Origin of the sequence: Pseudomonas sp. NBRC 111119 (genome assembly GCF_001320125.1) — a bacterium.
In the GTDB taxonomy this organism is placed as follows: Bacteria; Pseudomonadota; Gammaproteobacteria; order Pseudomonadales; family Pseudomonadaceae; genus Aquipseudomonas; species Aquipseudomonas parafulva.
On record NZ_BCAV01000007.1, the window covers coordinates 280785 to 293375 of the forward strand.

11 protein-coding genes are annotated in these 12591 nt (G+C 63.7%); 5 read left to right on the forward strand and 6 right to left on the reverse strand.

Annotated features, from left to right (window positions below):
* Positions 1 to 76: 76 nt before the first annotated feature.
* Positions 77 to 985 (forward strand): LysR family transcriptional regulator, encoded by a 909-nt coding sequence (locus APH25_RS04010; RefSeq protein WP_060481131.1) that lies wholly within the window; start codon positions 77 to 79, stop codon positions 983 to 985.
* Here APH25_RS04010 and APH25_RS04015 read toward each other — a convergent pair whose 3' ends face one another.
* The 4 genes from APH25_RS04015 to APH25_RS04030 all read right to left on the reverse strand — a co-directional run bounded on the left by APH25_RS04015 (position 986) and on the right by APH25_RS04030 (position 5794).
* Complete coding sequence (locus APH25_RS04015) at positions 986 to 1504, reverse strand: DMT family transporter (protein ID WP_060481132.1); 519 nt, start codon at positions 1502 to 1504, stop codon at positions 986 to 988.
* A 192-nt stretch (positions 1505 to 1696) separates the two neighbouring features.
* Positions 1697 to 2986 carry a sorbosone dehydrogenase family protein gene (locus APH25_RS04020; RefSeq protein ID WP_060481133.1) on the reverse strand — a complete coding sequence of 430 codons (1290 nt, stop codon included), beginning with the start codon at positions 2984 to 2986 and terminating at the stop codon, positions 1697 to 1699.
* Positions 2983 to 3411, reverse strand: coding sequence for a DUF2231 domain-containing protein (locus APH25_RS04025; protein ID WP_060481134.1), 429 nt, complete (start codon positions 3409 to 3411; stop codon positions 2983 to 2985). The genes APH25_RS04020 and APH25_RS04025 overlap by 4 nt, the downstream gene beginning before the upstream one ends.
* Before the next feature lie 196 nt (positions 3412 to 3607).
* On the reverse strand, positions 3608 to 5794 hold the full coding sequence (locus APH25_RS04030; RefSeq protein WP_060481135.1) for an OsmC domain/YcaO domain-containing protein: 2187 nt from the start codon (positions 5792 to 5794) through the stop codon (positions 3608 to 3610).
* Positions 5795 to 6058: 264 nt separating this feature from the next.
* On the opposite strand from APH25_RS04030, the gene APH25_RS04035 reads away from it, so the two are divergent.
* From APH25_RS04035 to APH25_RS04045, 3 genes are read left to right on the forward strand one after another with little or no spacing between them, the layout of a single operon-like run.
* Positions 6059 to 6514 (forward strand): (2Fe-2S)-binding protein, encoded by a 456-nt coding sequence (locus tag APH25_RS04035; RefSeq protein ID WP_028633803.1) that lies wholly within the window; start codon positions 6059 to 6061, stop codon positions 6512 to 6514.
* Positions 6514 to 8745, forward strand: coding sequence for a molybdopterin cofactor-binding domain-containing protein (locus tag APH25_RS04040; protein WP_060481136.1), 2232 nt, complete (start codon positions 6514 to 6516; stop codon positions 8743 to 8745). The genes APH25_RS04035 and APH25_RS04040 overlap by 1 nt, the downstream gene beginning before the upstream one ends.
* A 17-nt stretch (positions 8746 to 8762) precedes the next feature.
* Positions 8763 to 10106 (forward strand): cytochrome c, encoded by a 1344-nt coding sequence (locus tag APH25_RS04045; RefSeq protein ID WP_060481137.1) that lies wholly within the window; start codon positions 8763 to 8765, stop codon positions 10104 to 10106.
* A 15-nt stretch (positions 10107 to 10121) separates the two neighbouring features.
* Here the strand turns inward: APH25_RS04045 and APH25_RS04050 are convergent, their stop codons facing one another.
* Entirely contained in the window at positions 10122 to 10910 is a 789-nt protein-coding gene (locus tag APH25_RS04050; protein ID WP_060481138.1) for an ABC transporter substrate-binding protein, read from the reverse strand.
* An 85-nt stretch (positions 10911 to 10995) separates the two neighbouring features.
* Positions 10996 to 11313, reverse strand: coding sequence for a hypothetical protein (locus APH25_RS04055; RefSeq protein ID WP_028633799.1), 318 nt, complete (start codon positions 11311 to 11313; stop codon positions 10996 to 10998).
* A 378-nt stretch (positions 11314 to 11691) separates the two neighbouring features.
* Here APH25_RS04055 and APH25_RS04060 point away from each other — a divergent pair, with 378 nt between their 5' ends.
* Entirely contained in the window at positions 11692 to 12342 is a 651-nt protein-coding gene (locus APH25_RS04060) for a TIGR04211 family SH3 domain-containing protein (protein ID WP_060481139.1), read from the forward strand.
* The last annotated feature ends 249 nt before the right edge of the window (positions 12343 to 12591 follow it).

A 12591-nucleotide genomic window follows, 5' to 3' on the forward strand; every position in this document is an offset into this window, starting at 1 on the left:
GGCGTAGCGCTACCCCCGCAACCCGTATTTGTTAAGCTGATGGCCGCCACCTTCACAGCTGATGGCTATTCGCCCCATGGATGAACTTCGCAGAATCGACCTCAACCTGCTGCTGGCCTTGCACGCCCTGCTGAGCGAAAAGCATGTGACGCGCGCAGCCCTGCGCCTGCACCGCAGCCAACCGGCAGTCAGCCACGCCCTCGCCCAACTGCGCAAACACTTCAATGACCCGCTGCTGATACGCCAACAGGGCAAGATGGTGCTCACGTCCCTGGCGCAGACCCTTGAGCAACCGCTGGAAGACGCCTTGGGCAGCCTGAACGGCCTGTTGGCCGCCCCGCATTTCGACCCGGCGCTGGCCCAGCGCCGCTTTCGGCTGTCGTTATCGGACTACGCCTCGCGCATCATCCTCCCGCCGCTGGTACGCCATGTGCGTCGCGTTGCCCCTGGGGTCGACCTGGCCATCAGCCAGGCCAGCCGCGAAACGATGCTTGCCCAGTTGCTGGACGGCGAACTGGACCTGGCACTCGGGCTGTTCCCGGAATTGCCGCAAGCGATCACCGCCCAGGCGTTGTTCCAGGATACCTTCGTCAGCGTGGCAGACCGGCGCGTGCTGCCACCCTCAGGTGGCCTCACACTGAACGACTGGTTAACGCGCCCTCATGTGCTGTTGGCCATGCGCCCGGACGCTTTCGATGAGATCGAGCGCACCCTGGCCGAACAGGGTTTGCGGCGGCGCATTGCCCTGGCCTTGCCGCACTGGAGTGCAGCAGTGGAGGTATTGACAGGTACCGACATGGTGTTGACTGTGGCTCAGCGTGCCGTGGGGTGCCTGCAACAGCAACCGTACCTGCAGGCGTTCCCCCCGCCCCTGAACATCGCGTGCTTCGACTACCAGCAGGCGTGGCACACACGCAAGAACAACGACCCGGGCCATCGCTGGCTGCGCGAAAGCGTGTGGGCGTGCAGCCAACCTGGCGCCTGATCAGCCATTGGGCTGTTTGATCACCGTGTCGGTTTTGGGGAGTGGACCTGTGGCCCAGCCACCCTGCACCAACAACACGCCGCCCAGAATCAGCAGCAAGCCGGCTACCCGCCCCCAGCCAAGGGGCCTGCCGGCCAGCCCCATCCACCCGAAATGGTCGGCCACCACGGCCATCATCATTTGCCCCGCAACCACCAGCACCAGAAAGCCTGCCGCCCCTAATTTGGGCGTCAGCGCTGCTGCACCGGCCACGTACAAGGCACCCAGCACGCCACCGATCCATAGCCACCACGGCCCCTGCAGTGCCCTGCCTACCTCTGGCGCCGGCACGCGCAAGATCAACAGTGCCGCAATCACTACGATGCCGCTGACGGTGAGCGACGCGAACGCCCCCCACAACCAATGGCCCAGTGCGCGGCCCGCAGCGGCGTTACCGGCCGCCTGAAACGGCAGCATGGCGCCTGCAAGCACTGCCAGGGCTACCGGCACCGCCACCATGAGCATGGTTTTACTGAACATGACCTTCCTCCATCATCAAACACGTGACGACAGGATGGAGTGATCGATGGGGCTTATGGAAATCGAAACTATGCACGGCTGGCATTCGCCATTTAAATACTGGCCATCATCTGGAGTGGCATGGATCACATTCAGAACGTTGCATGCCATGGGCAAACCATGGGCATGCAACAAAGGCAATGACTGGCCGTATCAGTTACGCGTTACCCGCCATACGGTGTTGGCCAGATCGTCAGCGATGATCAACGCCCCCCGCGGGTCCACGGTCACACCCACTGGCCGCCCGCGAGTCTTGCCATCTTCGCCGCGGAAGCCAGTGGCGAAGTCGATCGGCTCGCCCGCCGGCTTGCCATTGCTGAACGGCACGAAGATCACTTTGTAGCCCACAGGGTTCGGGCGGTTCCAGCTGCCGTGTTCGCCCACGAACACGCCATCGGTGAAGCCTTCGCCCATGGCGGCTGTGGAGAAGTCGACCCCAAGGGCTGCCACGTGCGAGCCCAGGCTGTAGTCCGGTTTGATGGCTGCGGCAACTTTGGCAGGGTTCTGCGGCCGCACCCGGTCGTCTACATTCTGCCCCCAGTAGCTGTAGGGCCAGCCATAGAAACCGCCTTCGCGCACCGACGTCAGGTAGTCCGGCACCAGGTCGGGGCCCAGTTCGTCACGCTCGTTCACTACGGTCCACAGCTGGCCGGTGCCTGGCTGGATGGTCAGCGCCGTCGGGTTGCGCAGGCCGGTAGCGTACGGGCGGTGGGCACCGGTCTGGGCATCCACCTGCCAGACCATGGCGCGGTCGATTTCAACCTCAAGGCCGCGTTCGGTGATGTTGCTGTTAGAGCCGATGCCCACATACAGGTAACGCCCGTCTGGGCTGGCGGTGAGTGCCTTGGTCCAGTGGTGGTTGATCTCGGCGGGCAGGTCGGTGACCTTGGCAGGTGCGCCCTCGGCCTTGGTCTGGCCGTCCTTGTAGTCAAAGCTCACCAGCGCATCCTGGTTGGCCACATAGACCTTGCCGTTTGCAAATGCAAGGCCATAAGGGGCGTTGAGGTTTTCGGCAAACACTGTCTGCATTTCATAACGCCCGTCACCATCGGCATCGCGCAGCAGCGTCAGGCGGTTGCCACCCTTGACCTGGGTATTGCCTTTGGCCTTGATCTGGCTGGCGATCACGTCCTTGGGCTTGAGCTTGGCCGCGCTACCGCCCCGCCCTTCAGCGACCAGGATGTCGCCATTGGGCAGCACCAGGGTTTGCCGCGGGATCTTCAGGTCGGTGGCGATGGCCGTGACGCTGAAGCCGTCTGGCACGGTCGGCTTCTGCTGGCCCCACGCAACCGGCTGGGCGATCTTCATGCTCGGCAGCAGGCCGCGCTGGGGTTCAGGTAGTTTTGGGTCCGGGCCATGGGCCTGGGTGGGCTCGCCATCGCCGCCACAAGCGGCCAGCAGCAGCGAAAAGGACAACAGGCTCAGTGCATGTAGACGTTTCATGCTTCACCTCGCGCGCGCAGGTTGCTCAACCCGAGAAAGGCCGCCACCACGGCAAGCACGGTCACGATCACCGACAGTACCAAGCCCGACGGCATCACGGCCCAGGCATCCTTGGCATGCTCGAACGCGTTGACCAAGCCCAGCGACCAGGTCACCAGCAACAACACGAAATACAGGGTCGGCCGGCCGGCTTTCTGCCGCGCCCGCACCAGGTTGACGAAAGCGAACAGCAACGCCAGCCCGCAGAACACCAGGCCACCGGCGATAAGCCAGGCGGCGAAATTGCTCCACTGGATCTGGTAGCTGTTGTAGTAGGCGATGTCGCTCAGCATGGCGCCAAGGAACAACGGCACGCTGCCTGCCAACAGCAGCGCGTGCAGCGGGCCGGGCCTGCAGCGGTAGAGGGTTTGGTCGGTTACGGTCACGGTGCCTCCTTTTCATTCGGTGACCCAGCTCTGACGGGCAAAAGCCCACAGGGGCGCGCAAGGTGCGCTAAACCAATGAGCACCCTGGAGCGGTGATAGTTCACCGCTTCAACCGTTTGAAACATCCTGCAAGAGATTTGCAGCCAATGACCCTCGGCCACGCGGGGCCTGCCCCGCCGCGCATGGCCTCACACCCTCAGGCCATGCGGGCCCGCGCTGCGTGCAGTTTCTTGTAGCTGTCGAGCAGCCGCAGGTGGCGGTCCAGGCCTTCGAGCTTCATGCTGGTCGGGGTCAGGCCGTGGAAGCGTACGCTGCCGTCGACAGACCCCAGCACCGCGTCCATGCGCGCGTCGCCGAACATGCGCCGGAAGTTGGTTTCGAAGTCGGCCATTTCCAGGTCGTCGTCCAGCATCACCTCCAGCACCACGTTCAGCGCCTGGTAAAACAGGCCCCGCTCGACGGTGTTGTCGTTGAACTGCAAGAACGCCTCGACCAGCTCCTTGGCATCCTCGAAGCGTTGCACAGCCAGGCAGATAAGCAATTTGAGCTCGAGAATGGTCAGCTGGCCCCACACCGTGTTGTCATCGAACTCCACGCCGATCAGCGTGGTGATGGTGGTGTAGTCATCCACCTCACAGTTGTCCAGGCGCTTGAGCAACAGCTTAAGGGAGCGGTTGTCGAGGCTGTGCAGGTTGAGAATATCGGCCCGGAAGCTCAGGGCGCGGTTGGTGTTGTCCCAGATCAGGTCTTCCACGGGGTAGATTTCCGAGTACCCAGGCACCAGGATGCGGCAGGCGGTGGCACCGAGGTTATCGTACACCGCCATGTACACCTCTTTGCCCAGGTCGGCCAGGATGCCGAACAGGGTGGCGGCTTCCTGGGCGTTGCAATCCTCGCCCTGGCCCGAGAAGTCCCACTCGACGAATTCGAAGTCGGCCTTGCTGCTGAAGAAGCGCCAGGACACCACACCGCTGGAATCAATGAAGTGTTCGACGAAGTTGTTCGGCTCGGTCAGCGCGTGGCTTTCGAAGGTCGGCTGCGGCAGGTCATTGAGGCCCTCGAAGCTGCGGCCCTGCAGCAGCTCGGTAAGGCTGCGTTCCAGCGCCACCTCCATGCTCGGGTGTGCACCGAACGAGGCGAACACGCCCCCTGTGCGCGGGTTCATCAAGGTCACGCACATTACCGGGAACTCACCCCCGAGCGAGGCATCCTTGACCAGCACCGGGAAGCCCTGCTCCTCCAGCCCCTGGATGCCAGCCACGATGCCGGGGTAACGGGCCAGCACCTCTGCCGGCACATCCGGCAGGCACAGCTCGCCTTCGAGGATCTCGCGCTTCACGGCCCGTTCGAAGATTTCCGACAGGCACTGCACCTGGGCTTCAGCCAGGGTATTGCCTGCGCTCATGCCGTTGCTCAGGAACAGGTTTTCGATCAGGTTGGACGGGAAGTACACCACCTGTTCATCGGACTGGCGCACGAATGGCAGTGAGCAGATGCCCCGCGCCGTGTTACCTGAGTTGGTGTCGTACAGGTGCGAGCCGCGGAGCTCCCCATCGGGGTTGTAGATGGCCAGGCAGTATTCGTCGAGGATTTCCCCTGGCAGCGCGTCACGCGGGCCGGGCTTGAACCATTGCTCGTTCGGGTAATGCACAAACGGCGCATTGGCGATGTCTTCGCCCCAGAACTGGTCGTTGTAGAAGAAGTTGCAATTCAGGCGCTCGATGAACTCGCCCAGGGCCGACGCCAGGGCGGCCTCCTTGGTGGCGCCCTTGCCGTTGGTGAAGCACATCGGCGACTGCGCGTCACGCACGTGCAGCGACCAGACGTTGGGCACGATATTGCGCCACGAGGCGATTTCGATCTTCATGCCCAAGCCCGCCAGAATGCCGGACATATTGGCGATGGTCTGTTCCAGCGGCAGGTCCTTGCCGGGGATACGGGTGCTGGTCTGCGCCACCGGCATCAACAGCCCCTGGGCGTCGGCATCCAGGTTGTCCACCACCTCGATGACGAACTCGGGGCCGGTTTGCACCACCTTCTTCACCGTGCAGCGGTCGATGGAACGCAGGATGCCCTGGCGGTCTTTCTCGGAGATGTCTTCGGGCAACTCGACCTGAATCTTGAAGACCTGGTTGTAGCGGTTTTCAGGGTCGACGATGTTGTTCTGCGACAGCCGAATGTTCTCGGTCGGAATATCGCGGGCCTGGCAGTACAGCTTGACGAAGTACGCGGCGCACAGGGCCGAGGACGCCAGGAAGTAATCAAACGGCCCCGGCGCCGAGCCGTCTCCCTTGTAGCGGATCGGTTGGTCGGCAATCACCGTGAAGTCGTCGAACTTGGCTTCGAGGCGCAGATTGTCGAGAAAATTGACCTTGATTTCCATGCGGGTTTACCGTGATTTAAACGTGCAGAACAGAATTGGCCGGCATTATCCGGGTTTTCGCCGTGGAAATCCTCCCCGGTACCCGCTGCGCCGCGCCAGGCGGCTTGCGCTTGCGTATTCCGGGGGAATGCTTGCCTGATCCTCTGGACCTGCCTGCTGCTCGGATGGCCGGTCGACACGATGTGCTAGCGTTTGCGGACGGGGGCAACGTACCTCCGGTGTATCTCAGAACAGCGACAGCAACCGATGATGGGCAGGTGAACCATGGAATTACGCATCAACGGCGCGGCCTACCAGGTCGAAGCGCAAGCCGACACGCCCCTGCTGTGGGTGCTCAGGGACGACCTGGGCCTCACCGGCACCAAATATGGCTGTGGCCTGGCCCAGTGCGGGGCGTGCTCGGTACTGGTCGACGGTGTGGTGGTGCGCGCCTGCGTCACGCCAGTGGCGGGTGTGGAGGGCCGCGAAGTGTCCACCATCGAGGCGATCGAGGACGACCCTGTCGGCAAGAAGGTGGTCGCGGCGTGGGTTGAGCACCAGGTGGCCCAATGCGGGTACTGCCAGTCAGGGCAGGTGATGGCGGCGACCGCGCTGCTCAAGCACACCCCTAACCCCAGCAATGAGCAGATCGATGCGGCCATGGTCAACCTGTGCCGCTGCGGCACCTACAACGCCATCCATGCGGCGATGCACGCGCTGGCGCAAGGGGAGAAAGCCTGATGGATACGTTCCCTGAGTTGGCCAAATTGCAGGCTGGCGAAACCGTGAACCTGTCACGCCGGCGTTTTCTTGCCGGTACTGCGGTGGGTGCACTGGTGCTCGGCTTTGGCCTCCCGCTTGGCATCCCTCGCGTGCAGGCAGCCACCCATGCCGAGCGTGGTACCCAGGTGCCCGCGTTTCTGGAGATTCGCCCTGACGGCACGGTGCGCCTGCTGAGCCCGTTCATGGAAGGCGGCCAGGGGCCGTTCACCGCCATGGCGCAGATCGTTGGCGAAGAGCTCGACGTCGACCCCGCCAACTTCGTGGTCGAGAGCGCGCCGCCGGGTGAAGCCTATGTGGTGATGGAGAACGGCATGCGCATCACAGGTGGGAGCATGTCGGTGCGCATGAGCTACCCCACCATGCGCCGCCTTGGCGCCCTCGCCCGGGCCATGCTGCTGCAGGCGGGCGCCGAGAAGCTGGGTGTGCCGTTGGCAGAGCTGTCCACCACCCCGGGTACTGTAGTACATACCACGACCGGGCGGTCCATACCCTACGGCGAGCTGGCCGGGCGGGCCATGGACCTGCCGGTACCCGACCCCACCACCCTGAAGCTCCGCGACCCGGCCACGTTCCGCTGGATCGGCAAGCCTGTCATGCGCCTGGATGCCCGTGACAAGTCCACCGGCAAGGCCATGTACTGCATCGATATCACCGTCGAGAACATGCTGCATGCCGCTGTCCAGCACGCACCGCGCCTGGGCATGACCGTTGGCGGCCTGCGCAACGAGGCCGAGGTCAAGGCCATGCACGGCGTGCACTCGGTGCATCAACTGCCAGGGGCCGTGGCGGTGGTCGCCCAGCGCTGGTGGCACGCCAAGCGGGCCGTGGAGGCCCTGCAGGTGGACTGGCAGGAAGCGGCGGCTGGCGCCACCGTGCGCGCGATGCCTGCGGACTTTTCCAGCGACCGCTGGGTAGAGCACTTGGGCGCGACGCAAGGCCCGGCCCGGGATGAAGAGCAGGCGGGCGATTTCGCAGCTACCCTCGGCAGCGCACCAACCAAGGTAGAAGCCAGCTACCACAACCAGTACCTTAACCACGCCCAGTTGGAGCCTCCCTCTGCCTTGGCCCGCTTCAACCCGGACGGCACCCTGGAAGTCTGGTTGCCGAACCAGGCGCCCGACATGTTCCGCGACGACATTGCCAAACGCACGGGCCTGGACGCGAGCCAGATCACCCTGCACTCGCCCCTGCTGGGCGGCTTCTTTGGCCGCCATTTTCTGTATGAGTCCGCCAACCCTTACCCGCAAGCCATCGCGCTGGCTAAAGCGGTCGGCCAGCCGGTGAAACTGATCTGGAGCCGGGAAGAAGAGTTTCTGCGCGACGTGCTGCGCCCGGTTGCTGCCGTGAAGTTCCGTGCCGCGCTGGATGCCGACGGTATGCCCATAGCCCTGGAGGCGGTCAGCGCCACCGAAGGCCCGACCGAGGCACTGGCGGGCAAGCAGGGCGAGAAGATCGACCCCACGGCGCTTGAGGGGCTGTCGGGCAAGGCCTATGCAATCGCGCACAAGCGCATCGCCCAAGTCTATGTGAAGGGGCCGGCGATGCTCGGTTACTGGCGGTCGGTGGGCAATTCGCTGAACGACTTCTTCTACGAGTCCTTTCTGGACGAGCTGGCCGACAAAGGTGGCAAGGACCCGTTTGAACTGCGCCTGCACCTGCTGCGTGACAACCCGCGGCTGACCCACCTGCTGCAAGCCGTGGACGAGTTGTCTGGCGGCTGGAAGCGCGGGCCGTTCACCGCCGAGGACGGCAGCCGACGGGCGCGGGGCGTGGCCATGGCGTCGCCGTTCGGTTCCGAGGCTGCGGTGATCGCCGAAGTGTCGATCGAGAATGGCCAGGTGAAGGTGCATGACATCTGGCAGGCCATCGACCCTGGCAGCATCGTCAACCCAGCCATCATCGAGCATCAGGTCAATGGCGCCGTGGCGCTGGGCCTTTCACAAACGCTGGTGGAAGAAGCTGTGTATGTGGACGGCATGCCCCGGGCGCGCAATTACGACCTCTATCCGATCCTGCCGCCGTCGCGCATGGCACGGGTGCATGTGCGCATCATCGAGAGCGGCGCGAAGATGGGTGGCATCGGCGAGCCGCCCTTGCCAGCGGTGGCGCCTGCCGTGGCGAACGCGGTTGCCCAGCTCACCGGCAAACGGGTGCGTAGCCTGCCCATGAGCCGCCATACCTTCAGCTGACCGACAAGGACGCCGCGATGACACGCCGTATGAAAACAACCCTTGGCTGGTTGCTGCTGCCCTGTGCAGTGGCCGCGGGCCTGGTGACGTGGTACGTCACCCGTGAGCCGGCCTCGCCTTTTGAACGTTCACAGGCAGCCATCGATGACCCGGCCCTGGTAAGCCGAGGCGAATACGTGGCGCGCCTTGGCGACTGCGTGGCCTGCCACAGCCTGCCAGGGCAAAAGCCCTTTGCCGGCGGGCTGGAAATGGCGACGCCATTGGGCGCCATCCATGCCACCAACATCACCCCCGACGCTGACACCGGCATTGGCAGCTACAGCCTGGCGGACTTCGACCGCGCCGTGCGCCACGGGGTGGCGCCGGGTGGGCGACGGCTGTACCCGGCCATGCCCTACCCGTCCTACGCCAAGCTCAGCGATGAAGACGTCAAGGCCTTGTATGCGTTCTTCATGCGCAGCGTGCAACCGGCACGCCAGCCCAACCAGGCCAGTAGTATCCCGTGGCCGCTGAACATGCGCTGGCCCATCGCCCTGTGGAACGGCCTGTTCGCTGCCACCGAGCCTTACGCCGACAAACCCGGGCAGGATGCGCTCTGGAACCGGGGTGCCTACATTGTGCAGGGCCCCGGCCACTGCGGCAGCTGCCACACACCCCGCGGGCTGGCGTTCAATGAGAAGGCGCTGGATGACAGCGGCGCACCGTTCCTGGCGGGGGCGCTGCTAGACGGCTGGTATGCGCCAAGCCTGCGCGCCGATCACAACACAGGCCTTGGCCGCTGGAGCGAGGCCGATGTGGTGCAGTTTCTGAAAACTGGGCGTAACCGTCATGCCGTGGTATTCGGCTCCATGACCGAGGCGTTCAACAACTCCACGCAGTTCATGAACGATCAGGACCTGTCAGCCATCGCTCGTTACCTCAAGTCGCTACCGGGCGACCCCGCACGCGACGGCACGCCCTGGCAGTATCAGGATGAGCCTGGTGTCGCCCAGCTCGATCGGCCTGGGGCGCACACTTACGTGACCCGCTGCGCTTCCTGCCACGGCATGGACGGCAAGGGCCAGGGCGAGTGGATGCCACCGCTGGCCGGCGCTACCTCGGCCTTGGCCAAGGAGAACGCTTCAGCCATCAACATCACCCTCAACGGTTCACAGCGCGTGGTGGCTGCCGGCATGCCGGACGCCTACCGGATGCCAGCGTTCAGGGCACAGTTGAGCGATCAGGAGGTTGCCGAGGTACTGAGCTTCGTGCGCAGTGCCTGGGGTAACCATGGCCCGACGGTGGACCCGGCGGCGGTGGCGAAGCTGCGGGACCATACCGACCCGGCCAGTAGCAGCCCGATCATCCTGCAGATGCGGTAGCGAGGCTGCGTTGCCTCATTCCTGCCGTCGCTGCAGGTTCTGCTTCAACAGTTGATCAGGCAGTGCTCCCGCGGTGACCGCCTTCATCTCGCGAGTGAGCGCCTCGATCAATGCGGGTTGATTGCAAGGTGAGGCGCGCGACATCGCCAGATAAAGCCCCTCGCTGGATACAGGCGGCTGCAGCACCAGCAGCTCGCCTTCAATACCCAGCGTGCGGGCCAGCGCCATTCCGGGGTATTGCTCGTAAACCACGTAATCACTGCGTTTGTGCACCAGCTTTTCAAATGCCTGCCTGGCGGTGGGCACGGCTTCGAGGGTGAGATATTGCCGGGCGTAGTCATCGAACTGCTGGCCGTGGCTGTTGTTCACCAGCGTGCCGCCTTTGCGCCCCCTTAGGTCGGCCCATCGCCGGTAGTCAAAGGTGCCCTCCCGGCGCACCCAGACCACGCTCGGCGTATGGAGGAAGGGGGGCAGCACGAAATCCATCTGCTGCTCACGTGCATCGGTGATGAAATAACCGGCCAACAGGTCGATCCTGCCAGTGCGCACCTCTTCCTGGGCGCGGGACCACGGCCCGCCATACACCACATCGATCTCAAGGCCCAGGCGCTCGGCCAGGTGCTTGACCAGGTCGGCATTGGCGCCGATCAGTTGCTGAGGGTTGGCAGGGTCGCGCCATAGATAAGGGGGGTATTCAGGGTTACCGGTGGCGCTCAATCGCTGGCAGCGCTCGGCCGGCACGACGAAGCCTGGCAGTAATGCCAGGCAAGACAGAAGCAGCATGACGCGGCGAACGCAACGCATGGCCTTCTACCCTCTTCGCTATCTGGGGAAGCAGTTACCGGGCGGGTGAAGCAGCAAAAGCGGCAGGGCCTGGGCGATGCGCGGCTCAGCCCGACAGCTCGGCCCGGGCGCGCTCCGCAGCGCGCTGGAACACCTGGTTGACCTCTTCTGCCTTGGCCTGGGTTACCGACCTGGCAGCCAGTAATTCCTCGACCACGCGCTGGCTCTGCTGCAGCGCCGTGGCCAATTGCTCAGTATCGGAAGCGTCCGCGATATCACCCAGATAGGGAGCGATGAGGTACACGTAACGGTCCTGCAGCTTCAGCGCCTCCAGGGCGTCGAGGGCGGACTGGAACCGGTCGGCAGCATCTGGGCTCATGCTCAGTTTATCGAAATGAATCAGGCTCACACGGTCAGTGGCCATCTAGACGAATCTCCGTTTCCTGGTACAACCCGGGCCGCTGCAAGCAACGTGTCCACGCTGCTCGGGGTTGCAGGCCCAGGTGATGCCGTTCAGGTTAACAGAACGTGACAAAGAAAGGGTCATCCTGCCACCAACTAAAATGACAGTGAGATCCTGCAAGGGATGCCACACGTCTCAAACGGGACTTGAACGAGTCGCTGCCCTGACAATCGTGTGGAAGTCGGCCCCGCCACACATCGCAACATGCTGTAGATATTTCCGAACCCAGTCGCTGAACCAGCTTACAAAAAAAAGGTCTTTGGCTGACGGTCAACCCACCGACCGGTTCACCGGCCCCGTCCCCGGCCTACTTTTGTCCTGTTTCAGCGAAGACTCAAAATGCCCGATTCCCGCCCAACTGCCTACGCCCTCACTGCCCTGCGCAGTGGCCTGTTCGCCGCCACGGTGGCCCTTGCCGTGCCGGCGCATGCCGAAGAGCCTGCCAGCGATGCTCGCTGGGTGAGCGACAGCCTGAGCACCTATGTGCGCAGCGGCCCGACAGACGGTCACCGTATCGTCGGCACCCTCAAGTCTGGCCAGAAACTGACCTTGCTCAGCACCCAGGGTAACTACAGCCAAGTGCGCGGGCAGAACGGCGACGTGGTGTGGATCCTGTCCAGCGACTTGCAGTCGGTACCTGGCCAGGGCGACCGCTTGCCGCAGCTGGATGCGCAGGTTGCGGAGCTTACGGGGCAACTGAAGACCATCGACGACAGCTGGAAAAACCGCGTCCAGGGCATGCAGGAAACCCTCGATTCGCGCAAGCAGCTGGTGACCGAGCTCGAAGCGCGCAATAAGTCGCTGAGCGAGGAGCTCGACCAGAGCCAGTCGACCTTGCGTGATACGCAGGCAAGGTTGGGCGACGAGAACAAACAGGTGATGATGCGCTACATGGTGTACGGCGGCAGCATCGCGGGTGCCGGCCTGTTGGCGGGCCTGATCCTCCCCGCCCTCACCCGTGGACGCAAGAAGAACGATCGCTGGTTCTGAGGCGAGGCTGGCGAGCCGTGTGCGCTGGTAAGTGGTGCCCCCTTCTACCAAAGGCCCAGTTGCCGTTGCCGTTGATCTTGATCTGCTCTTGATCTGCTCTTGATCTGCTCTTGATCTGCTCTTGATCTGCTCTTGATCTGGCTTTTGATCTTGAGCGACTTCAGGAGGCCGAACGAAGGACTTGCGGAGGGAGGTGACGGGCATGGATGCCCGTCAAGCGCTGAGGCCCCAGGATGGGGCCTGCAGCGC